The 22,886-nt window shown below is 73.4% G+C and carries 19 protein-coding genes; 5 read left to right on the top strand and 14 right to left on the bottom strand.

Annotated elements, in window-relative coordinates:
* Positions 1–57: 57 nt before the first annotated feature.
* The 4 genes from ABD335_RS16005 to ABD335_RS15990 all read right to left on the bottom strand — a co-directional run bounded on the left by ABD335_RS16005 (position 58) and on the right by ABD335_RS15990 (position 6,815).
* Complete coding sequence (locus tag ABD335_RS16005; RefSeq protein WP_344323340.1) at positions 58–3,258, bottom strand: glycosyl hydrolase 115 family protein; 3,201 nt, start codon at positions 3,256–3,258, stop codon at positions 58–60.
* A gap of 241 nt (positions 3,259–3,499) precedes the next feature.
* Positions 3,500–4,588, bottom strand: a complete 1,089-nt coding sequence (locus ABD335_RS16000) for a MalY/PatB family protein (protein WP_344323556.1) — start codon at positions 4,586–4,588, stop codon at positions 3,500–3,502.
* A 168-nt stretch (positions 4,589–4,756) separates the two neighbouring features.
* Entirely contained in the window at positions 4,757–5,029 is a 273-nt protein-coding gene (locus ABD335_RS15995; protein WP_344323337.1) for a DUF4235 domain-containing protein, read from the bottom strand.
* 130 nt (positions 5,030–5,159) lie between these two features.
* On the bottom strand, positions 5,160–6,815 hold the full coding sequence (locus ABD335_RS15990; RefSeq protein WP_344323335.1) for a catalase: 1,656 nt from the start codon (positions 6,813–6,815) through the stop codon (positions 5,160–5,162).
* Positions 6,816–6,999: 184 nt separating this feature from the next.
* Here ABD335_RS15990 and ABD335_RS15985 point away from each other — a divergent pair, with 184 nt between their 5' ends.
* Positions 7,000–7,755 carry a ZIP family metal transporter gene (locus ABD335_RS15985; RefSeq protein ID WP_344323333.1) on the top strand — a complete coding sequence of 252 codons (756 nt, stop codon included), beginning with the start codon at positions 7,000–7,002 and terminating at the stop codon, positions 7,753–7,755.
* Positions 7,756–7,826: 71 nt separating this feature from the next.
* On the opposite strand, the gene ABD335_RS15980 is transcribed toward ABD335_RS15985, so the two are convergent.
* A complete protein-coding gene (locus tag ABD335_RS15980) occupies positions 7,827–8,465 on the bottom strand; it encodes a hypothetical protein (RefSeq protein WP_344323332.1) in 639 nt (212 codons plus the stop codon).
* A 231-nt stretch (positions 8,466–8,696) separates the two neighbouring features.
* Here ABD335_RS15980 and ABD335_RS15975 point away from each other — a divergent pair, with 231 nt between their 5' ends.
* The gene (locus tag ABD335_RS15975) at positions 8,697–9,122 is read left to right on the top strand and encodes a hypothetical protein (protein WP_344323330.1); all 426 of its coding nucleotides are present in this window, start codon (positions 8,697–8,699) and stop codon (positions 9,120–9,122) included.
* A gap of 16 nt (positions 9,123–9,138) precedes the next feature.
* On the opposite strand, the gene ABD335_RS15970 is transcribed toward ABD335_RS15975, so the two are convergent.
* Complete coding sequence (locus ABD335_RS15970; RefSeq protein ID WP_344323328.1) at positions 9,139–10,215, bottom strand: glutamate--cysteine ligase; 1,077 nt, start codon at positions 10,213–10,215, stop codon at positions 9,139–9,141.
* 252 nt (positions 10,216–10,467) lie between these two features.
* Between ABD335_RS15970 and ABD335_RS15965 the strand changes: the two genes are divergently transcribed.
* Positions 10,468–11,499, top strand: a complete 1,032-nt coding sequence (locus tag ABD335_RS15965; protein WP_344323325.1) for a DNA topoisomerase IB — start codon at positions 10,468–10,470, stop codon at positions 11,497–11,499.
* A gap of 292 nt (positions 11,500–11,791) precedes the next feature.
* Here the strand turns inward: ABD335_RS15965 and ABD335_RS15960 are convergent, their stop codons facing one another.
* Positions 11,792–12,649: a helix-turn-helix domain-containing protein gene (locus ABD335_RS15960; RefSeq protein ID WP_344323323.1), complete on the bottom strand. Its 858-nt coding sequence runs from the start codon at positions 12,647–12,649 to the stop codon at positions 11,792–11,794.
* A gap of 414 nt (positions 12,650–13,063) precedes the next feature.
* Between ABD335_RS15960 and ABD335_RS15955 the strand changes: the two genes are divergently transcribed.
* The gene (locus ABD335_RS15955) at positions 13,064–13,480 is read left to right on the top strand and encodes an ATP-binding protein (protein WP_344323321.1); all 417 of its coding nucleotides are present in this window, start codon (positions 13,064–13,066) and stop codon (positions 13,478–13,480) included.
* Between the two features lie 81 nt (positions 13,481–13,561).
* On the opposite strand, the gene ABD335_RS15950 is transcribed toward ABD335_RS15955, so the two are convergent.
* From ABD335_RS15950 to ABD335_RS15920, 7 genes are all read right to left on the bottom strand, one after another.
* Positions 13,562–14,977, bottom strand: coding sequence for an NADP-dependent succinic semialdehyde dehydrogenase (locus ABD335_RS15950; RefSeq protein WP_344323319.1), 1,416 nt, complete (start codon positions 14,975–14,977; stop codon positions 13,562–13,564).
* Between the two features lie 182 nt (positions 14,978–15,159).
* Positions 15,160–16,569, bottom strand: coding sequence for a S1 family peptidase (locus ABD335_RS15945; RefSeq protein WP_344323317.1), 1,410 nt, complete (start codon positions 16,567–16,569; stop codon positions 15,160–15,162).
* Positions 16,570–16,853: 284 nt separating this feature from the next.
* Positions 16,854–17,477 carry a GNAT family N-acetyltransferase gene (locus ABD335_RS15940; protein ID WP_344323314.1) on the bottom strand — a complete coding sequence of 208 codons (624 nt, stop codon included), beginning with the start codon at positions 17,475–17,477 and terminating at the stop codon, positions 16,854–16,856.
* 52 nt (positions 17,478–17,529) lie between these two features.
* A complete protein-coding gene (gene tpg / locus ABD335_RS15935) occupies positions 17,530–18,087 on the bottom strand; it encodes a telomere-protecting terminal protein Tpg (RefSeq protein WP_344323313.1) in 558 nt (185 codons plus the stop codon).
* 3 nt (positions 18,088–18,090) lie between these two features.
* Entirely contained in the window at positions 18,091–20,418 is a 2,328-nt protein-coding gene (gene tap, locus ABD335_RS15930) for a telomere-associated protein Tap (protein WP_344323311.1), read from the bottom strand.
* Positions 20,419–20,520: 102 nt separating this feature from the next.
* Positions 20,521–21,387 (bottom strand): MEDS domain-containing protein, encoded by an 867-nt coding sequence (locus tag ABD335_RS15925; RefSeq protein WP_344323309.1) that lies wholly within the window; start codon positions 21,385–21,387, stop codon positions 20,521–20,523.
* 380 nt (positions 21,388–21,767) lie between these two features.
* Positions 21,768–22,151, bottom strand: coding sequence for a hypothetical protein (locus tag ABD335_RS15920; RefSeq protein WP_344323307.1), 384 nt, complete (start codon positions 22,149–22,151; stop codon positions 21,768–21,770).
* Positions 22,152–22,268: 117 nt separating this feature from the next.
* Between ABD335_RS15920 and ABD335_RS15915 the strand changes: the two genes are divergently transcribed.
* Positions 22,269–22,742 (top strand): MarR family winged helix-turn-helix transcriptional regulator, encoded by a 474-nt coding sequence (locus tag ABD335_RS15915; protein ID WP_344323304.1) that lies wholly within the window; start codon positions 22,269–22,271, stop codon positions 22,740–22,742.
* The last annotated feature ends 144 nt before the right edge of the window (positions 22,743–22,886 follow it).

The raw sequence follows: 22,886 nt of genomic DNA, 5'->3' as shown, positions 1-22,886 counted from the left end.
GGCCGGGCGACCATGTGGGTCGCCCGGCCGGGTCCGTCGTGTCCGCGGGGTCGTCCGTCACCGTCCCCGGTCGACCCGCAGGCTCTCCGGCGGTCCCAGGTAGCTCGGCTCCAGGCCCCCGGTGTCCACGACGATCCTCTGCACGATGACGGTCGGGTCGACCATCCACAGCTTCAGGGTGTGGACGCCCGGCCTGTCGATCGTGTGCCGGGTGGAGGTCCGGTTGACGTTGTCGGAGGTGTTCCGCGCCCACCGGACGTTCATGGAGGTGTCGTCCGCCCCCGTGGCGGTGGTGACGTTGACCGTCCGCGGCGGCGCGTCGTCGATCGAGACGGCGTACCGCAGCCCCTCCGTCGGCAGGACGTTGTTGCGGGGCGACAGGTACACCCAGACCTCCACCTCCCCGGCCGTGGTGAGGGTCATCTCGTACTCCAGTCGCGGGCCGTGGCCGCCCGGTGTGCGGCTGGGCGCGGTGACCGGGTAGGGCTCCATCCCGTCCTCGGCCCGTCCGATGTCGGGCAGGCGCTTCCAGCGGATGCCGGCGCTGTTGACGGCCCGCGTGTAGTGCGCGGCCTCCATCGAGACGTACCCGCCCGCCTCGACGAACCCCCGCAGCCTGCGGCGCGGGAGCCTGGGATTCTCCACGACGGCCGTCACCTCCACGGTGACGCCGTCCGGCCCGTGGACCGTGACGGGCACCCTGGTGACGCCCTTGGGGGCCCGGTTCCAGTCGATGTGCACGGTCGCGCGCACCTCCTTCTCCACCCGGCCCCGGGCGCGGTCGACCCTCACCCAGGGCTCGGCCGCGGTGACGCGGTACTCGAACGGCCGGGTGCCGCGGTTGAAGACGTCGATGTACTGGTCCGGCCGGGTCTGGTACGGGCTGAAGGCGGGGAGCACCGCCGGGCCGTCCGCCTCCGGCCACCACAGGTCGGAGCCGTCGATCGCCACGCCCATCTCGGCCCGGTCGGGGAGCTCGATCCGCCTGACCGCCGGGAAGACCTCGTCGGGCAGGGCGACGTGGTCCGGGGTCTGGGGCTGCTGCCAGGGCGCGTCCGGACCGTAGCGCTCCACGTCGCCGTAGCCGATCTTCGGCTGGGTCTGGAAGCCCTTCCACTTCCCGCCGGCGAGGATGTTGTTGTAGTGGTCCGACATCGCCTGGTCGTCGGCGAAGCGCGCGTCGGTGAGGTCGGCGTGGTCGTTGGTGGCGGCGCGGCCCTGCTCCGCGTAGAGGATGTTGGTGAACTCCGCCTCGCGCAGTTCGTAGAGGTTGGCGGTCGCCTTCACCTGGTAGAGGACGAGCTGGTGGTAGGCGTCCTGGTCGGCGCGCGGCAGCTTGCGTCCGATGGCCTCGGCCCTCTTCGCCAGCTTCCGCCACTCCTCGGTGACCCGGTCCGTCTCCCGGTAGTGGTTGAGGTGGAACGGACTGGCCTGGTCGTCGTAGACGACCGCCGCGTCGTCCTTGGAGAGGTCCTTGCTCGGGTCCAGGGTGATGCGGCGGTTGAGCAGTTCGGGCTTGCGGCGGGCCTGGAGCACGCCGTAGGCGTGCAGGACCTCGGCGATCTCGTCGGCGTGCTCGGGGCCGAAGTTCTGCTCCGCGTACCGCCGTTCCCACTCGTGGAGGCGCTCCAGCGGCCACCGCTCGGGGTTCCAGGCGTAGTCGAGGAAGAACTGCGTGGGCATCTCCTCGGCCTTCAGGTCGCCCACGTTGACCACCCACAGGCGGTCCACGCCGTAGGTGTACGTCAAGTGGAGCTGTTCCCAGGTGCTGACGAGGTTGACGGTGTCGACCCACTTGTAGTTGCGGCCGACGCCCACGTAGTCGAAGTGGTAGTACATGCCGTAGCCGCCGGCCCGCTTCGGCAGCGACCGGTCGGGCAGCTTGCGCATGTTGCCCCAGTTGTCGTCGCAGAAGACGACGGTGACGTCCTCGGGCGGTCGCAGGCCCTTGTCCCAGTACCGCTGGACCTCCTTGTAGAGGGTCTGGACCTGCGGGATGTCGGTGATGTCGGACTTCCCGGTGACCTCGGCGAGGATGCGGCGCTGGCTGTCGAGGATGGACTGCATCAGGTCGATGCCGTCGCCGTCGGGCAGGCTGACGTCGCCGTTGCCGCGCATGCCGAGGGTGACGACGCCCTCGAAGTCCTCCTCGACCATGCGGCGGATGCCGTCGGCCCAGTACGCCTCGATGGCCTTCCGGTTGCGGCGGAAGCTCCACTCGCCGGTGCCGCCGTACGGGTCGCGGCCGGGCTCGGTGATGTTGCCGGCGCCGTCGCGCTTGGCGGGGACGGCATGGCGGTTCCACTCCTCGATGCCGCGCATCATGGGCGCCTCGTGCGAGGTGCCCATGACGATGCCGTACTCCTTGGCGGTGGCGTGGTTCTCCGGGTCGTCCTCGGCGAAGGCCCGTCCCCACACCGCCGGCCACAGGTAGTTGGCCTTGAGGCGGAGCATGGTCTCGAAGACCTTGGCGTAGAACTCCTTGGTGAAGCCGTTGGGGAACCCGGGGGCGTGTCCGGGGCCGAAGTATCCGGGCGCCCAGGTGCCGAGCGCCGGGTTCTCGTCGTTGATGAAGAAGCCGCGGTACTTGACGGCGGGGGTGCCCTGGGTGTGGCGGCCGGGCAGCACGTGGAGCTCGTCGTGGCGGCGCGGCGGCACGTCGTCCCAGAAGTGCCAGGGGGAGACGCCCATCTGCCGGGTCGTCTCGTAGATCCCGAAGATCGTGCCGCGCTGGTCGCTGCCGGCGATCACGAACGCGCGGCGGACGCCCGGCAGCGGGTCCTCCACCACCTGTTCCAGGGTGGTCTCCCACTTCCCCGCGATCCCGGAGACGTCCAGCTTGCCGCTGGTGATCAGCCGGTCGACGAGGGGGCTCTTCCCGATCGTCCCGACGATCACGACCTCGGAGCGCTTCGACGGCACCCTGCCGTGCGCGACGGCGGGCTCGACGCCGGTGACCCGCTCGATGTCGTCGCGGAGGTCCCCCACCGCCCGCAGCACGCCGGGGTGGTCGTCCGAGTCGACCACGATCGGTGCCGCCCGGCCGTCCGCCACCAGGGGGAAGGCGCCGGGCCTGCGGGAGGGGACGATGTAGGTCTCGGAACCGGGGGCCTTGTCGCGTCCCCGGTCCGCCGCCCGGGCGGCGGGGGCCGCGACGGCGGGCACGGCGGTGGCGGCGGCGGTCAGCGGCAGCAGACTCAGGAACGTCCGCCGGCTGGTGTTCTCGGGGACCTGCGGGCCGGTGTTGGGCCTTCTCATTGCTCAATCTCCGCGAGGAAGGGACGGGAGAGGGAATCGAGGGAATCGTGCGCCGATCTTTCCGGAATGGTTCCGGAAAGAAAATCACCGGGCCATGCTCAGGTCAAGGGTCTGTATCCGGGAAGTTGCCTACGCGTAAGAGCAGTTGGGCCGCTTCCCCGAGGAAAGCGGCCCAACACGGTTCTGAAAATTTTCGGCGTCGGTGTGTGACGTCCGGAAGCGGCGGAGGTCGGCGGAGGTCTCAGACGGCGGCGGCCATCCGTCGCACGGCCTCGTCGAGGATCTCCGGCGAGGTGGCGAGGTTCAGCCGGACGTGCCCCGCGCCGCCCGTGCCGAACTCCGGCCCGGAGTTGAGGGCCACCCGTCCGCGCTCCAGGAACACCGCCGCCGGATCGTCGCCCAGGCCGAGGGCCCGGCAGTCCAGCCAGGCGAGGTAGGTGCCCTGGGGCGCGCGGTGACGCACCTCGGGCAGGTGACGGGCGAGCAGGTCGGCCAGCAGCCGCCGGTTCTCGTCCAGCCCGGCCAGCAGGGCGTCGAGCCAGTCGCCGCCGAGCCGCAGGGCCGCGCTGTGGGCGACGACGCCCAGGTGGCTCGCCCCGTGCCAGACCTCCTCCGGCATCCGGGCCAGGTCCGCGGCGGCCTCCGGGCCCGCCACCGCGAGCGCGGCCTTCAACCCGGCCAGGTTCCACGCCTTGGAGGCCGACAGCAGGGCGAAGGCGTTCTCGGCCCCGCGCACGCTCGGATAGGGGACGTGCTCGGCCCCGGGCAGCACCAGGGGGGCGTGGATCTCGTCGGAGACGACGCGGACCCCGTGCTCCCCCGCCAGCGCGGCCACCCGCTCCAGCTCGGCGCGGGTGTGGACGGTGCCCGTCGGGTTGTGGGGGTTGCACAGCAGGTACGCGGCCGGCCGGCCCTCCGCGCGGGCCCGGACGAAGGCGGCCTCCAGGGCGGTGAAGTCCAGCCGGTGGTCCGCGCCGAGGGGCGCCTCGACGATCCGGCGGTCCGCGTGCCGGACGAAGGCGTAGAAGGGCGGGTACACCGGCGGGTTGACGACCACCGCGTCACCGGGGCCGGTGACGAGCCTCAGCACCTCCACGATCCCCAGCATCACGTCGGGCACGAGCGCGGTGCGCTCCGCCTCGACCCGCCAGTCCCAGCGCCGCTCCGCGAAGGCGGCCAGCGCGTCGGCGTACGCGGTGCCCGCCGGGTAGCCGGTGTCCCCCAGGGCGACGGCCTCGGTGAGCGCCCGTGCGACGGGCTCGGCGAGCGGGACGTCCATCTCGGCCACCCACAGCGGCAGGACGTCCTCGGGGTGGGTGCGCCACTTCATGCTGGTGCGTCGCCTGAGGTCGTCCAGGGTCAGGCGGCGCAGGGGGCCGGCGGTGCCCGTCGGGGCGGGAACGTCGTGATGCTGAAGGGTCACGGAATACCTCCGGTCGAACGGACGGGGCCGTACGGCTCACCACCGTACGGCCCCGTCCGTCTCCGTTCCGGCCGCTCACCCCGGCCAGCTGCCGGTCATCTTGCGGATCACCACGGCTCCGCCGCGGTCCACCGCCGCCCTGACCACGGAGAAGATCACTCCCTGGATGGCGGCGGCCAACAGGATCTCGCCCAGCTTCCGGTCCTCGTCACCGGGATCGGGGGCGTCGCCCTCGTCTCCGACCATCTTCCAGACCTGCTTGAAGGCCGCGCTCGCGACGGCGCCGCTCAGCGCGCCGAGCGCGATGCCCACCGGCCTGTACAGCAGTTTCTTCTTCTTTCTCCTCATGATCGGACCTCTCCCTACCGGGTTCTCCTGGTACGGCCGTTCGAGGCCGTCTCCCAGGTCTCCACGGATTCCCCGCACGCGGCCCGCCACACGGCGCGTTCTCCGGGTGGCGGACCGGTCCGACGGTCGGTCAGCGGGTCACCACGTGCCGCTCGTCGGGAACGCAGTGCGTCATGGTCAGACCGGCCACGTCACGCGGCGGGTTCTTGCCCAGGTTGGCCAGGCGCTCGCGGTCCTCGTCGGTCAGCCGCTGGTTCGGCAGCGGCTCCAGGTGCGCCACGTCCTGCGGGGAGATGCCGAGCCCCTCGCCGACACGCAGCCCGAGGTCGTTCTCCGCCAGGAGGAAGTGCCACACCATCCGCTCCTGGATGTGGCGGGGGCACTGCTTGAGCTGGTTGGTGAAGTTCTTGACCAGATCGTCGCGCTCCCAGTCGTGCATCAGCAGGTAGCGCTGGCCCGCCTGCAGGTAGTCGTTGGTCCGGGGGATGCGGCTGCGGGTCAGCCGGCCGCGGATCTCCGGGCCCTGCTCGCCGTAGCCCGGCCCCTCGGCCTCCTGCAGCCCGCCCAGCGTCGAGGGCTCGTAGTTGACGTGCGGGTTCTCGCCGCCCGGGTCGACCTCGTACGCCATCGGGCCGCCGCGCTGGTTGGTGTGCACCGGGGCCTGGGCGCGGTTCACCGGGAGCTGGAGGTAGTTGGGGCCGACCCGGTAGCGCTGGGTGTCGCTGTAGGAGAAGGTGCGGCCGACCAGCATCTTGTCGTCGGAGAAGTCGAGGCCGTCGACGAGCACGCCGGTGCCGAAGGCGATCTGCTCGCTCTGGGTGAAGAAGTCGTCCGGCATCCGGTTGAGGACCATGCGGCCCACCGGCTTGGGCGGGAACTCCTGCTCCGGCCAGGTCTTGGTGTCGTCCAGCGGGTCGAAGTCCAGCTCCGGGTGCTCGTGGTCGTCCATCATCTGCACCAGGAGTTCCCACTCGGGGTAATCGCCCCGCTCGATCGCCTCGTACAGGTCCTTGGTGGCGTGGCCGAGGTTGTCCGCCTGGACGTTGGCGGCGTCCTCCTCGGTCATGCTGCGCACGCCCTGCCTGGGCATCCAGTGGTACTTGACCAGCATGGTGTGGCCGTCGGAGTTCTCCCACTTGTAGGTGTTGACCCCGAAGCCCTGCATGTGGCGGTAGTCGGCGGGGATGCCGCGCGGGCTGAAGAGGTTCACGAGCATGTGCATGGACTCGGGCGTCTGCGACATGAAGTCGAAGATCCGCTCGGGCCGCTGCTCGAAGGTCACCGGGTCGGGCTTGAGGGCGTGGATGACGTCGGGGAACTTGATCGCGTCCCGGATGAAGAAGACGCCGAGGTTGTTGCCGACCAGGTCCCAGTTGCCCTCCTCGGTGTAGAACTTCACCGCGAAGCCGCGGGGGTCGCGGGCGGCCTCGGAGGAGTCGCGTCCGCCGATGACGGTGGAGAAGCGGACGGCCACGTCGGTGCGCTTGCCCCGCTCCTGGAACAGCTTGGCACGGGTGTACCGACCGATGGGCTCGTCGCCCCAGGAACCGTACGCCTCGAAGAACCCGAAGGCGGTGATGCCGCGCGCGTGCACCACGCGCTCGGGGATGCGCTCCCGGTCGAAGTGGCTGATCTTCTCCAGGAAGTGGTAGTTCTCCAATGTGGCCGGACCCCGGGCACCGACCGTGCGCTGGTTCTGGTTGTCGTGGATCGGGTGTCCCTGCCGGTTGGTGAGCACCGGACGGGTGTCGCCCGTGTCGGCTCCCTGCTTCGCCGTGTCGGTCACAGTCCTGGTCTCCTTCGAACGATGGGTGCGGGTTCGAGCCCGTCGCGCGAGTGCCTGTACCCCGATACGCCCGGTTCGTACCATCAGGGTGCTCATTGACGGTTTGGGCCATGTGCCCGGCCGCCCGCCGGGGCGGGGCGGAACGCGGGGACGCCGAGCGGCCGGAACCGGGTACGCGCGCCGCATGAGCGAACTACTGGAAGCGGGAGGGTGGGGGCTCCTGGCGGGCTCGGCGCTGCTGATCGGCGCGGTCCTGGGATACGTCCTGCGGATCCCCCATCAGGTGGTCGCGTCGGTGATGGCCTTCGGCGCCGGAGTGCTGCTGTCGGCGGTGTCGTTCGAGCTGTTCGACGAGGCCTACGGCCGGTCGGGAATGCCGCCGGTGGTGGTCGGCGCCGTCGGGGGCGCGGCCGCCTACACCGTGGGCAACATGGTCCTGGCGCGACGCGGGGCGCGGCACCGCAAACGCTCCGGACACGTGCAGGACCAGCCGTCGGAGCGACAGCAGGCCGGGTCCGGGGTGGCGCTCGCGCTGGGCGCGCTGCTGGACGGCGTCCCGGAGTCCGCGGTCATCGGGCTCGGCCTCGCCGAGGGGGGTGCGGTCAGCACGGTGACCGTCGCCGCGGTCTTCATCAGCAACGTGCCCGAGGGGCTCTCCAGCTCGTCCGGCATGCGCAAGGCCGGGCGGAGCAGGGGCTACGTCTTCGGCCTGTGGGGGGCGATCGCGGTCGCGAGCATGCTCTCGGCCGTCGTGGGCAACGCCGCCGCCGGAGCGCTGTCGCCTCCCGTGGTGGCCGCGGTGACGGCCGTGGCCGCGGGTGCCATCCTGGCCATGATCGCGGACACGATGATCCCGGAGGCGTTCGAGAAGGCCCACCTGGCCATCGGGCTGATCGTCGTCGCCGGCTTCCTCGTCTCCTTCGCGCTCTCGCGGGCGTGAGGGTCGGGTCCCGACGCCGACGCGCCGGTCCGCCGGCACCCGGACGGGCGCCGGCGGACCGGCGCGCGGGCTCAGCGCTCCAGGTCGGAGCGCATCGCGACGAAGAGCTTCCCGGCCTCGTCCGGGTCGCTGTTCGGGAAGAGGGCGACCGCGGCGGTGCTCTCGTCCGCCCAGCCGCAGATCACGTTGCCGTCCTCGGCGAGGGAGGCCAACAGGCACTCCACCGAGCCGCCCAGCGGACCGGGGTCCGCCACCGGCCGCGCCTCGGGCTGCCCCGGCTCCGGGTCCCACTCGATGTGCTCCAACATGCCGCGGAAGAGGTGCTCGCGGCGCTTGACCGGGTCCTCCGGAACGTTGTCGACACCCTCGAAGAGGACCGGCTCGCCGCCGTCCGGCGCGGCGAATTCGGCCACCACCAGCCGCATCCCGTCCCGCATCTCCCCCGGGTCGACCGGCACGTCCGTGACGGCCCCCTCGCCGGTGAGCCTGCGCAGGCCGCCCGCCTCCCGCGCGTCCACCAGCGCCCGCTCGCCGTCGGGCGCGGCGGTCGGCGGGGCGCTGTCGGCGGGGCGCGACGCGCCGGGCGACGCGGACCGCAAGCCGTCCGGCGACGCCGGGACGTCCTCCGGCCGGCAGCCGGTCACCGCGGCGACGACCACGACCGCGGCGACGGCGGTCAGGCGCAGAGATCTTCCGGGTGTCCGAAACACGATGGCGTACCCCCCTGTTCGAGGTCGTCCCCCTGACGACCGCGATCAGTGGACGCCCAGGTCGACGGGGTTGGTTCCCGACGATCCGCCGCATTTCGCGAGAGGGCGCGAGGGTGGCCGAAGGAGCGCTGTCCCCACCGGCCGATCCGGGGTAGGCATGACAGGAGGGGCAGGACCGGGGGGCCGTACCGCCGGCGCGCCCTCCGCGCGAGGCGAGAGGAGGCCGTTCCCGTGCTCACCGAGCCCGAGGCGGACGCCGGTCGGGAGCCCGGCGCCCCCGTCGACGCCCCGGCGTCGGAGCCGGGGGACGAGACCGGCTGGTGCGCATGGGTCGTCGGCGACTGCTGGCTGTGGTGCCGGCGCACCGACACGGCGGTGACCTGGCTCGGTCCGGTGATCTCCTGGGGCACCCACGCCCCGCTGTACGCGTGCGAGGAGTGCATCCGCCGGTTGGAGGAGCAGGTGCGCACCTCCCCGGCCCGCCAGGACACCGCCTGCTGGCTGTGGTGCGGGCGCGACGACGTACCGCTGTTTCCTCTCGCGGAGGTCGAGCACCAGGGCGGGACGACCCTCTTCCACGCCTGCGAGGAGTGCATCGCCCAGGTCAAGCAGATGGTGCTGGCCCGGGCGATGGACAAGGACACGGCGAAGCGCTGAGGGGCGGGCGGGGTGTTCAGGCCACCGTCCTGCGCACCGCTTCGGCCACCACGGCGCTCAGGTCCCCCGTGTCGTCGAAGACGGCCCGCTGGACGTCGGCGCCGTTGCCGCGGCGGAAGATCTCCTCCACTCCCTCCTTGACCAGGGCCAGGTCCCCCGCGTCCGACAGGGCGGCGCCGGCGTGATCCAGCAGGGCGCGCACGACGGTCTCCGCCGGGGCGGGCTTGAAGGTCACCGGGTGGACCAGATCGCCGGAGAGCCCGGAGCGGCTCGCCCGCCAGGCCGCCAGCCGCAGCGCGCCGACCCCGACCGGCGTGGGCGGCTCGCCCGCGCGCCAGGCGCGCGCGGCGGTCTCCACCAGGGCGCGTGCCAGCGCGGCGATCACCACGGTGTCGCGGGCGTCGAGGCACACGTCGGCGACCCGGATCTCGACCGTCGGGTAACTGCGCGACAGCCGCGCGTCGAAGTAGATCATCCCCTCGTCCAGCAGCGCTCCGGTCTCGATCATCGAGCGGACCTGCTCGTGGTAGCGCTCGGCCGAGCCGAAGACCTCCACCGGACCGGCCGACGGCCACCGCCCCCAGACGCGGTTGCGGTAGCTGTGGTAGCCGCTGTCCTCACCCTGCCAGAACGGGGAGTTGGCGCTCATCGCCAGCAGCGGGGACAGCCAGGGCCTGATCCGGTCCAGGACCGCGACCCCCTCCTCGTCGGACTCGACGCTCACGTGGACGTGGCATCCGCAGGTGAGCTGCTCCTGCGCGGTCAGCCCGTACTCCTCCGCCATCCGCCGGTAGCGGTCTCCGGGGCTGAGCGAGGGGTGGTTCTCCAGGGGGGAGGTGGCCAGCGCGGCGACCTCGGCACCGGCCGCCCGCGCGCGCTGCGACGCCGCTCCGCGCCACCGGCGTATCTCCACCGCGAGGTCCGCCATCTCCCTGCGGGGACGGGTGCCGGTCTCCACCTGCTCGCGCTGGAGCTCCTTCTCCAGTTCCTCCTCCTCCCGGGCGGAGGCCAGCACCGCTCCCGAGACGGCCCGCGGCTCGCCGGTGTCCGCGTCCACCAGGAGCAGCTCTTCCTCCACGCCCACGCTTCTCATCGCACAGCCTCCTCGAGTAGTCGCTCCAGCGGATTCCCCGCTCCGGCGGGACTACGCCGGCCGGCCCCGGCCCCCCGCCCGGCCGAGCGCCGGGGAGCGAGGAGGGGAGCGGGGAGCGGCCACGGCCGGAACCATGACGGCGCCGAACGGGGGAAAGAGGAAGGCGTCCCCGCCGCCCGGGACGCCCTCCACGCGGGCGACACCGGCCCCGAGAAGGCCCCGAGAAGGTCCCGAGAAGACGAGGAGGACCGCGTGCGTCTGCGCCACACCCGGCCCGGTGATCCCGGCTACACCCGCAGGCGCCACGGCCGCGGCTTCCGCTACCTCGACACCTCGGGGCGCCCGCTGCGCGATCCGGCGGAACTGGAGCGGATCAGGTCCCTGGTCATCCCGCCGGCGTGGCAGGACGTGTGGATCTGCCCGAAGCCCAACGGCCACCTCCAGGCCGTGGGCACCGACGCCGCCGGCCGCCGCCAGTACCTCTACCACCCGCAGTTCCGGGCCGAGCAGGAGCAGGCCAAGCACGACCACGTGCTCGACGTCGCCGAGACGCTGCCCCGCATCCGCGAGGCGGTGGAGGCCCATCTGAGCCTGCGGGGGCTGGTCCGCGAACGGGTGCTCGCCACCGCGGCCCGCCTGCTGGACCTGGGCTTCTTCCGCGTCGGCGGCGAACGGTACGCGGAGCTGAACAACTCCTACGGCCTGACGACCCTGCTGCGCGAGCACGCCTCCATCGGGAGCGGCGCGGTGACCTTCACCTACCCCGGCAAGCACGGCAAGGAGCAGGTGCGGGCCGTGGCCGACCCCGCGACCTGCCGGGCCGTGCGCTCCCTGAAACGCCGCCGCGGCGGTGGCGACCGGCTGTTCTCCTGGTGGGAGCGGCCCGCCTGGCACGAGGTGACGGGCGAGGACCTCAACGCCTATCTGAAGGACCTGGGCGGGGTGGACGTCACCGCCAAGGACTTCCGCACCTGGCACGCCACCGTGCTGGCCGCCGTCGCCCTGGCCGTCTCGCGGTTCGCCGACCGGAGCGTGACCGCGCGCCGCCGCGCGGTCACGCGCGCCGTGCGGGAGGTCTCCGTGTACCTGGGCAACACCCCGGCGGTGTGCCGCGCCTCGTACGTCAACCCCCGGGTGATCGAGCTGTACGAGGAGGGCGTGACGATCGCCCCCGTGCTGGACCGCCTCGGCGCCGGGGCCGCGTTCGGCGTGCCCGCCACCCAGGGGGCCGTCGAGGAGGCCGTGCTGCGGATGCTGCACACCGGCCGTCCGCCGCGTGCCTGAGCGGGCGGACGGCCGGCTGCGGTCGCGGGGGTCGCAGGCCCGTGGAGCACGTCCCGGTCGGGGTCGGCGGCGACGAGGAACCGCTTGGTGCGCTCCAGGGCCGCCTCGATCACGGCGGCCGGCACGTCATCGACCGCGCCGGCCTCCCTCCGGCTCCCGCCGGGCCGGTCCGGTGCGCCGAACAAGCGCGCCATTCCTGCACTTCCGCCCACTTCCGCACAAGGATCGTATGGAAAGTGACGATTACCGAGTGATTTCCATCACATTCGGCAGCGCGGCGAACGCCCGCCGGTCAGAAGTTCTCGCGCATCTCCCGCAGGATGCGCTCGGTCTCCTGCACCGGGGCGGCCTGGGTGACCATGCGGTCGAGGGCTTCCAGGTAGGCGGTGACCTCGGGGCGCTCGTCGATGTAGACGGCGCCGGTCAGGCTCTCGGTGTAGATGATGTCCGGCAGCTCCGGATAACTGAACCGGAAGAGCTGGAAGGGGCCGAACATGCCGGGGTGCGGCCCAGCGCTGAAGGGCATGATCTGCAGGCTGACGTTGGGCTTGGCGTTCTCCTCGAGCAGCCGGTCCACCTGGGCCCTCATCACGTCCGGGCCGCCCACCGGCCGCCGCAGGACCTGTTCGTCCAGCACCATCCACAAGCGCGGGGCGTCCGGCTTGGCGAGGAGTCGCTGCCGCCCCATGCGGAGCGCGACCCGGCGGTCGAGCTCCTCCTCGTCGGCCCCGGGGAAACCGGTCCGCAGCAGGGCGCGGGCGTACTCCTCGGTCTGCAGCAGGCCGGGAACGCAGTGGGGCTCGTAGGAGCGGATGAGGGAGGCTTCGCTCTCCAGGCTGACGTAGAGGCTGAACCAGTCCGGCAGGACGCTGCGGAACCGGTGCCACCAGCCGGGCTTGTTGGCCTTCTCCACCAAGGCGAGGAAGGCGTCGATCTCCCCCTTCTCGACGCCGTAGCTCTCCAGCAGCGCCTTGACGTAGAGGGGGCGCAGTCCCACCTCGGCCTTCTCCATGCGGCGGACCGTGGAGGTGGTGACGCTCAGTACCCTGGCGGCTTCCTCGAACGATCGTCCGGCCTGTTCCCTCAGATCGCGCAGCCGCAGTCCCAGGACGATCTGCCCCACGGTCGGTGCCGACCGGGACTCGGCCATGGCGTCTCCCTCCCTGCCTCCTCGACACAGGCAGAGCAGTGTGCCACGACACGAGTGGTGCAGCCAGACTGTCGCTTAAATCTTGCAATTTGCAGAACTCTTCTTGCCTTTTGCGGGCACCAATGAGCATAGTAGCGTGGTGATCCAGTCCACGACGCGACCGTCCCAGCGTCGAACCGTCCCGGCACGCGGGTCCTCCCACCCCACCCGTGGGGGCCGCGCACTCACCGCCTCGCCCCGCGGTGACGTTTTGGACTCGGTGACTGGTGACCGGGCGGTTTTGAGCACCGGATTCCCCCACGGACTCGGGCCCGGGTTCGGAGCGGCGCCTCCGTCGCCCACCGGCACACGAAAGGCGAGCCTGTGATGGCTCTTCTCCCCCACTCCGCGCGTCTCGCCCCCATGCTTCCGGCCGTGCCCGCCCCACGACCACGGCAGCGGGCGGAGTTCGAGGTGCCGGCCCAGCGCTCCTCCGTGTGCGTGGCGCGGCGTCTGCTCGCCGAGTGGCTGAACCGCTGGCACTGTCCTCGGGACACCGTCGAGACCGCCCAGCTGGTCATCTCGGAGTTCGCCACCAACGCCGTGCTCCACACCGGCAGCGACAGAATCGTCTGCCGTCTCCAGCAGTCCGAGCGGTGGCTGCGCATCGAGGTGCACGACCAGGGCACCGGCACGCTCGGGCTCACACCGCGCTCCGCGGACACCGAGGCGACCAACGGGCGCGGCCTCCAGCTCGTCGACGCCCTGACCGACTCCTGGGGGGACGTCCCCGCGTCGCGGACGCGGGGACGCGTCGTGTGGGCGGAGCTGAGGTTGAACAGCGGCTCCTGACGCCGCCCCGTTCCTCCTCCTTCTGCCTGTTCTGCTCCCTGTTCTTCTTCCTCGGCTCTCCCTCGGCTCCGCCCGCCCGCGCTACTCGGCCGCCGGCACGTCCGGAGGCGTGCCGTACCAGACCGTGGTGACGTTGCAGAACTCGCGGATGCCGTGCCCCGACAGCTCCCGGCCGTAGCCGGAGCGCTTCACCCCGCCGAAGGGCATCGCCGGGTGCGACGCGGTCATGCCGTTGATGTAGACACCGCCCGCCTGGAGGTCCCGCGCACAGCGCTCCTGCTCCTCCTCGTCGCGGGTCCACACGTTGGAGCTCAGCCCGAAGGCGGTGTCGTTGGCCACCTCGATCGCCTGGTCCAGGTCCGCCACCTTGTAGAGGGTCGCCACCGGTCCGAAGGTCTCCTCCCGGTGGACGCGCATCCTCGGCGTGACGTCCGCCAGGACGGTGGGCTCGTAGAACCAGCCCGCCGGGTGGCTCGCCGGCCGCCGTCCTCCGCACAGCACGGTCGCGCCGTGCTTCCGGGCGTCCTCCACCAGCTCCTCCAGGTCGGCCCTGCCCCGCTCGCTGGAGAGCGGTCCGACGTCGGTGGAATCGTCCATCGGGTCGCCGACCTTCAGGGCCTTCATGCCGTCCACGAAGAGCCGGGTGAACTCGTCGTACACGTCCCGGTGCACGATGAAGCGCTTGGCGGCGATGCAGGACTGCCCGTTGTTCTGGGTCCGCGCGGTCACCGCGACCTCGGCCGCCCTGGCGATGTCCGCCGAGGGCAGGACGAGGTAGGGGTCGCTGCCGCCCAGTTCCAGGACGGTCTTCTTGATCTCGTCACCGGCGACGCTCGCCACCGAGCGTCCGGCGGGTTCGCTGCCGGTGAGCGTCGCGGCGGCCACGCGCGGATCGCGCAGGACGCCCTCGACGGCTCCGGAGCCGATCAGCAGGGTCTGGAAGCAGCCCTCCGGATATCCGGCGCGGCGGAAGAGGTCCTCCAGGTAGAGCGCGGTCCGCGGCACGTTGGAGGCGTGCTTGAGCAGACCGGTGTTGCCCGCCATCAGCGCGGGCGCGGCGAAGCGGATCACCTGCCAGAGCGGGAAGTTCCACGGCATCACCGCGAGGACGGGGCCCAGCGGACGGTAGCGCACGTACGCCTTCGTGCCTCCGCTGTCCTCGACGTCCGCGGGCGAGGGGTGCTCGTCGGCCAGCAGTCCCTCGGCGTGCTCGGCGTACCAGCGCATCGCCTTCACGCACTTGGCCGCCTCCGCGCGGGCGGCGGCGATGGGCTTGCCCATCTCGGTGGTCACGGTGCGGGCGATGTCCTCCTGGTCCTTCTCCAGCAGGTCGGCTGCCCGGCGCAGCAGCTCGGCGCGCTCGTCGAAGCCGGTGGTGCGGTAGGTCTCGAAGGCGGTGCGGGCGCGTTCCAGTCGCTTCTCGATCTCCTCCGCGCCCAGGGACTCGAAGGTCTGCAGCGTCTCCCCGGTCGCCGGGTTGATGGTCGCGATGGGCATGGGGTTCCTCCTCGGAAGCGGTGGAGGCGGCCTGGCCTGCGGCCGACGGCTCGTGTTCCGCGACCCCGCGTACCCGCGTGCGGCGCTCTCACTCGGCGAACGGCACGCCCCGGCGGGGGACGGGGCGGGGTGCTTGCTCCGGGGCGTGCCGTGCTGTGGGGGCCGGGCGGACCCGGCCGGTGTCAGCGCCGGAAGCCGCGGGAGCCGTGTCCGGCGATCCCGTCGGCCACCGTCGCGCCGCCGTCGCCACCGTCGCCGCCCTCGCTCCCGTCCTCGGCGCCGTCGCCGCCGTCGCTCCCGTCCTCGGCGCCGTCGCCGCCCGCACCGTCGGCGCCGCCCGTGCCGGTTCCGGTGCCGAGCCGCGCTCCGGTGGCCTCCAGTACGGTGGTGACCGGCTGGAAGAAGGTCTCGCCGCCACTGGTGCAGTCGCCGCTGCCTCCGGACGTCAGCCCCACCGCCGCGTCGCCGGAGAACATCGCGCCGCCGCTGTCGCCCGGCTCGGCGCACACGTCGGTCTGGATCAGGCCGTTGACGATGTCGCCGTTGCCGTAGTTCACCGTGGCGTTCAGGCCGGTGACCGTGCCCTCGCCGAGCCCGGTGGTGCTGCCGCTGCGCTGCACCCGCATGCCCACGGCGGCCTCGGCGACCCGGGTGATCTCCTGGGTGGTGCCGTTCTTCAGGTCCACCGTGCCGGGCGCCTCGGTGGCGGGATCGTCGTAGGCCACCAGCGCGAAGTCGCTCACCGGGAACCGCGACTCCACGACCGTGCCCAGCGGCCGTGCGCCCGCGGCGTCGGCCGTCCACGTCCGCGAGGCGTTTCCGCAGTGGCCGGCGGTGAGGAAGGCGGGGGCGCCGTCGAGGGTGACGTTGAAGCCGAGGGAGCAGCGCGCGCCGCCGCCGAAGACGGCGTCGCCGCCGTCCACGGCGCCCGCGGTCGCGTCCCCACCGCCGGCACCGCCGTTCCCCCCGGTACCGCCCTCTCCTCCCGTACCGGCGTCGGCCCCGCCGGAGGCGGTGCCCCCGCCCGAGGCGGTGCCGCCCTCCCCACCGGCACCGCTGTCGGCGCCCGTGCCCCCGGTGTTCCCGGTGAAGGGCCGGAACTCGCCCGCGGACCGCTTGACGGTCACCGTGTCGCCCAGCGCGTCGGTGGCCTGCCGCAGCGCGGCCATCCGCTCGTCGGTGACGGTTCTGTCGGCGACGACGACGACCCTGTTGCTCCTGGGGTCGATCGACCAGGCGGTGCCGGGGATCGCCGCGGTGTCGCCCAACGTGCGGGTGGCGGCCTTGAGTTCGGCCATGCTGTTCTCCACGATCACGGCCTCCGCGCCGCGGGCCTCGGCGGCTTCGGCGGCCTCCTCGTCCAGCACGTTCATCACCAGTCGGCCGTCACCGCCGTCGAAGTACCAGCCCGCCGCGTCCGTCCCGAGGTCCGCGGCGAGCGTCCGCCCGAGGTCCGCGGCCGTGGCGAAGGCGAGTGCCCGGGGTCCGGAGGGTTGCTCGTGCCGGCTCGCGTTGGCGTTCGGCAGCACGATCGCCGCGAGTGCGACGACCCCCGCTCCCGCCACTGCTACCGTGCCGGTCCGCCTGTTCACACGTCGGTGGCTCAACTCACTGACCTCCACTGCGGGGCGGGCCGACAGGGCAGGGCGCCGCCGACCCGGGGATGCCGTACGGACCCGCGGCCGCCTCGGCCGCCGCGGAGGGGTCCGTGCCGGGTACGGACGGTGCGGGAGCCGCTCCCGCACCGTCCGCGCTCTCCGGCCGCCAGGAGGTACGGCCCCTTCCCCGCACCGGGCTCAGCGCCACTCACGACCGGACAACTTCCGGCACCGGCCGGGTCCGGCGGCTACGGTGGGGGATTTGGTCGACGGGCCGCTCACGCGCCGGAGGCCGCGGGCCGGCGCGTTCCCGCCTCCTCTCCGAGATCCGTGGCCAGCCGGGCGTGCAGGTGCGAGTCGTACCGCCGACCGGCCGTGTCGACGTAGAAGTCCCGCATGGTGCCCTCCAGCCGGAACCCCGCCCGGGTCGCCACCCGGCACGAGGCCGGGTTGACCAGCGCGTGGTCGAGCGAGAGGCGGTGCAGCGCGAGCCCGCCGTCCTCGCGGGCGGCGAACGCCCAGCGGCTCGCCGCGTCCAGGGCCCGTGCCGCCACCCCTCGGCCGCGGGCGCGCGCCGCCACCCAGTAGGTGACGACCGCCTGGTCCGGCAGCCGGTTCACCTCGCGGACGCCGACGGAGCCGAGCAGGGTGCCGTCGGCTCCGTCGGTGACGGCGAAGAAGGCGGTGCCGTTCGCCCAGCCGGCGATGCGGGGGCGCAGCCACGTGCGGGCGCGCTCGGCCTCGGGGGCGCGGGCCACCGCGCTGCCGGTGGCCCAGCGGAGGATCTCGGCGTCGCGCAGTGCCTCGGCGACGGCCGGCTCGTCGGTCTCCTCCAGTGGCCGCAGCACGAGACCGGGGGCGTGGAGCACGCGGGGAACGATGGTCTGTGTCCTCTGTGTCACCGGCCCATTCCACCCGATCGGCCGAGCGCCCCGGAAAGCGCCCCGGGTGTCCCTAGTAGCTCATCTCCACGTAGTCGATGTCGGTGAACTCCACGACGAGGCCCGGCGCCCGGCGACCGCCGTCCTTGAAGTAGACCTCCTGCAGGCCCTCGGCGACGATGTCCCGCAGTTCCCGCTCGCTCGCCCCGGCGGCCCGCGCGTCGAACAGGCGCCGCGCGTACACGGGCGGGAGCTGCTGGGTGATGCGGCGCATCCGGCCGTCGTCGGTGGAGCCGGGCGCGGCGGTGAAGCCGAAGCGGGCGCGGGCCTCGACGGCGATTCCCGTGCTGGTGGCGGCCCTCTTCTCGGCGCGTCGACGGACCCGCGGCTGCCACTCCTTGCGGACCTCGCGCTCCAGCGCCTCGGCGAGGGCCTTGGGCGGGTGCTTGCGCTGCCCGGCCACATAGCGCTGGACGGTGCGCTGGGAGACGCCCAGCCGCCGGGCGACGGCCTTGGTGGAGCCCTTGGCCTGCCGCACCAGGAACCGCATCCGCGCGCCGGCGGACTTCGGGATGGGCCGGGTGAAGACGTTCCGGTCGGCCGCCTCCAGCCCGTCGGCGATCTTCCCCACCGATCACTCCCCCTCGGCGACGGCGTCCACGCCGTCCTTGATGTGGCGGGCCGGGTTGTGACCGGCCTCCATCAACTCCAGGGCCCAGGCCAGGGGCCGGGTGCCCTCGTGCTTGACCATGCCCGGCGAGACGCCGAGCCGGAACGTGCCCGGCGCCGGCCTGCCGTCCTCCGCGCGGGGCAGGACGTCCAGCGGGGAGGGGCCCGTGCCGGGGTAGACGACGCAGTCCGACAGCACCGCGAGCGGGTACAGCCCGGCGGCGGCCGCGGTCCTGACCATCTTGCGGTGCATGTTGACCCGGGCGGTGGCGATGACGGCGGCGCGGATGTCGGGACGCCAGGTGGGGCGCTCCAGCGCGGGCCACCGCTCGCCGGGCCGGTAGCCGAGGCCCTGGGGACGCTCGCGGAGCTTGCCGATGCCGCCCTTGACGGTGGCCTTGACGGCGGACAGCACGGCGGCCTGGCCGCGGTCGGCGTCCTTGTGGCCTTCCATGGCGGCGAGGTAGCCGGCCTCGTCGAGGTCGGCGGTGACGCCCAGGGCGGCCATCGTCTCCAGGTAGGCGGTGCGCAGCCGGGCGTGCCACGGGTCCAGGTACGGGCCGCACTCGGGCCGCACCCACGCCTCCACGGGCCGGACCTCGGCGCCGAGCTCGACGGCGTAGGCGACGGTGGGGGTGGCGTACCAGGCCGGGCCCCGCGGGCGACCGCCGTGCGGGGTGAACGGGCTCGGCAGCCGGGGGTCGAGGTCGACGTGCGAGAGGTCGACCAGCCAGCAGCCGGGCAGCTTCCTGTCGAAGTCGGGGGCGGTGACGTGGACGGCCGGGCCCAGACCCACCGTCAGCCGGTTCGCGGCGGCGAGGAACGCGGTGTTGACGTCGATGCCGACGGCCCAGGGACGGGCGCGCTCGTCGTCGGTGACCAGGTCCGGGTCGCGGACCCACTCGTACGCCTCCTCGTCCAGGACGTCCGTGGCGGCGCGGCCGGCGGCGACGGGGTGTTCGTCGGGGGCCTCGGGCGGGGCGGGGTCCACGGGGGCGGTGAGGGAGCCGGGCACCGGGGCGGACACCCACGCGCCGGTGGCCGGCTCGCGCACCGCGCGGGTCGGCGGGCGCACGCTGGTCATCAGCTCCAGGCCGCAGACGGCGGTGGAGCCGCAGGGGGTGAGGACGCGGGCGGCGTAGGCGCCCAGGGTCCGGGCCAGTTCGTCCGGCGGGAAGCCGGCGGCGTCGCCCCAGGAACGGGGGTCCAGCGCGCCCCAGGGGAGGACGGCGAGCTGCACGCACCGGCGCCGCCCGCCCTCCGCGGGCCGGTGGACGCGCGCCCAGGGGCCGAAGCCGCGCCGGGTGAGCCGCCACCCGGCCTTGGTCAGCCCGCGCACGACGGGATGCGTGTCGGGCAGGCGCAGGCCGCGGCGGTCCGTCAGCTCCGCGGGCAGGCCGAGGCGTTCGGTCGCGGTGTCGGTGAGGACGACGAGCGGGTCGGCGTCCCGGCCGGAGCGGTGCAGTCGTGGTGCGCCGAGTCCGGCGTCGGTCAGCGCCCAGTCCACCAGCTCCGGGACGGTGCGTGCCGGGCAGTCGAGGGTCCGGCCGTCGGCGAGGTGGGCGGTGCCGTCCCCGTCCAGGACGGCGAGCGGGCCGCTCGGGAAACGGGCGTCGGGCGCCACGGAGGCGGACGCGGGGGCGGGAGCGCGCCGCGCGGACGGTGTCGGCGCCGGACGCCGCGGCGTGGGCGCGGCGATCCGGGCCGGGGAGGTGACCGGGGCGCGAGCGGGGGCGGGTGGGGTGGTGGGGGCGGGGACGGACGCCGGTACGGGCGCGGCGGGAGCGGGAGCGGAGGCGGGGGCAGGGGCGTGCGCGGGGGCGGTGCGGCAGAAGCCGCCGATGTGCTGGGGTCGTCCGGCCGCGCGGTAGGGCGTCGGCTTTCCGCACAGCACGCACGGACGCGGCTCACCGGTGACGAGTCCGCCGTCCCCGGTGCGGTCCGCCTCGGCCACGGCGGGGGTGGCGGGTGCGGCGGACGCGGCCGTGATCGGTTCGGGGGCCGGTGCCGGGGCCCGCTCCGGGCCGGGGTCTCCCGCCTCGGCCGGGTACCTGGCGGCCCAGCCCTCCAGCAGCCGCGCGTACGCCTCCCGCTTGGGCGGACGCGGTTCGCTGCGGCCGGTCTCCCAGCCGGCCACGGTCTCCCGCCGCACGCCGAACACGTCCGCCAGTTCGCCCTGGGTCACTCCCGCGGCCGTGCGCAGCCGCTTGCGCTCGGCCGGTGGTGGGAGTTCGTTCGGGCGGGTCAACAGGGCGTCGACCGCGGCCAGTAGCCGATCCCGCTCGTTGGGCATGGGACACCTCCGCGTCCGAGCCTAACCATCCGTGCGCCCCGGGCCGTCCACCGGACGTGCCCCGTTCCGCCTCGCGCGCGGCAGGGTGCGGGGCCGTGTCCGTCACACCTCGGTCACGACGAGGTTTCCCAGGGTGGACGATCCCAGTCGGCGGAGGAGATCGGCCTGGGCGGCCCCGCACCGCACCTCCACCCGGCGGGTGCCGGTGGCGGCGTGGCGGAGCAGCAGCGCGGCGCAGCCGATGTCCAGGAAGCACAGCTCCGACAGGTCCACGCGCACCGGCGGGGCGTCGCCGTCCCCGACCGGCACCGTCCGCAGTGCCGCGCGGAACTCCTCGCGCGTGGCCAGGTCGGCGTCGCCGACGAGCCTGACCTCGTCCGCCCCGCACACGGCCGCGAGGTCGCCGGGCCTCTCCAGCAGGTCGACCGGGTGGGCCTTCCGCATGGCCGTGAGCACCGCGTCGTCGAAACGGCGCCGGTCGTAGGCGCAGACCTCCGTGTACCGGCCGTCGGCGAAGAGGTGTCCGGCGTGGGACTCGCGGTGCATCACCGTCTCGATGTCGGCGCCGAGGTCCCGCACCCAGGCCATGTCGATGTAGGCGCGCAGGCCCGCGTAGCCCTCCCGGACAGCCCGTTCGGTCTCCTCCCGCAGCCGTCTCGTCTGCCGTTCGGGGGTGAACTCCCGGTCCGGGCGGATCAGCGACCGGATGCTGCCGTAGCGGAGCCGGCCGCGGGCGAGGGCCGTCTCGGCCGGCGGCACGCAGGAGAGCAGTCGGTGGTCGACCTCCTCCCTGGGGAGGGCCGGGTCGGGGAAGAGGAGCACCTTCTCCCCCCGGACCAGTCCGTCGTGGGTGAAGGCCGCCAACCCCTGCCAGAGCGGCTCGCCCGCGTACCCGACGAAGGCGTGGTCCCCCGGCCTCAGCCTCTCCACGGCGATGGTGTGGTCGGTTGCGCCGTTCCATACGGCCACGTGGTGCCGCCCCTTCGTACTGGGAGAATCAAGGTGGCAGCACGACATTACGCTCGGTGTTCACCGACGAGGAGCGTCTGCCCACATCCGACTTCTATTGACGGAAAGGGAACGGAATCTCGCGTGATGTGAGCACTTCGCCGGAACAGCGGCGCGGGAATGATCGGGAGTTTCCCTCCGGCCCTCGGCCGGGCCCTCGGCGTCCTCCCTGCTCCCCGCGGGTCCCGGCGGGGTCCGGGAGAGAACGCGCGGGAGGGCCCCGACGCCCGACGGGGCGACACGCTCCGTGTCCGCCGCCGGCTCGAAGGGCGCCGTACGGCCGGGTACGGCCGGTCCGCGGCGGTGCCCACCGGCGGGACGTCCGCCCGCGCCGCGTCCGGTCACCGCTGGGTGAGCCGCAGCCGCACCTCCACCTCCTGGTCGCCGGAGATCCGGGGTTCGGCCGTCACGTCGTAGAAGCCGGCCAGCGCGTCCCGGACCTGCCGCACCGCGTCGGGGCTGCCGCTGATGTCGGCCTCGGTCGGCTCCTTCAGCTCCAGGGAGCACTCCACGTCGCCGTGCGTGCCGACGTCGACCGTGCCGACCCAGAACCTCCGCCGCTCCTCCCCGTCTCCCTCGGCCCGGTCGTGGCCGTCCCCCAATTGAGGCGACCGCGGGAACGCGGACCTCAGCACGGCGAAGACGGCCGCGGCGTTCGAGGGAGTGCAGTCGGGGAGTTCGACCTCGACCAGGTTCGCGCTCTCTTCCATCCGTTCAGTGCTCATAGCCCCACCTGTACCCCGGTGCGGGCGATGGTCACAGTCCGGTCCGGTCCATCCGGGTCGCTCTTTCGGCCGTCCCGATTCCGTGGGCGGCACCAACGGCCTTGCTAGGCTCGCCGCATGGACACGACGGCCTACCACGCCGCTCCCGCCCGGCTGAGGAACACGCCGAGCTGGCTGCTGTCGCAGACGACGGCGCACGCCCACCGGCTGGTGTGGGGGGCGTTCGCCTCCGCCGACGCGCGCAACCACCACTACGCCCTGCTCTCGGCCCTGGAGGAGTACGGCCCCGCCAGCCAGGCGGAGCTGGGCCGCCGCTGCGGCATCGACCGCAGCGACGTCGTCGCCGCGCTCAACGAGCTCGCCGAGCGGGAGCAGGTGACGCGCTCCTCGGACCCGGCGGACCGGCGGCGCAACATCGTCACGATCACCCCGGCCGGACTCCGGCAGCTCGCCCGGCTCGACGAGGCCCTGGGCCGGGCGCAGGACGAGCTGCTCGCCGGGCTCTCGGCGGACGAGCGGGACCGGCTCACACGGCTGTTGGGGAAGGTCCTGGAGCACCACGCGGCCCGGCGGACGGACCGGGAGGGCTGAACACGGCGGACCTCGCGTCCCTCGCGGCGTTCCTCGCGCGGGGCACCGGGCCACGGGGACGGGTCACGGAGGCGGCGAGGAGCCCCGCCCGTCCGGGCCGACGGAGGTCCGCGAGGCCGTGACGCCCGGCCGGCCCGCCGCCCC

This window comes from Streptomyces macrosporus (assembly GCF_039533145.1).
GTDB classification, from domain to species: domain Bacteria; phylum Actinomycetota; class Actinomycetes; order Streptomycetales; family Streptomycetaceae; genus Streptomyces; species Streptomyces macrosporus.
Note: the sequence above shows the minus strand (reverse complement) of the source record. Positions and strands in the feature narration are given on the sequence as shown.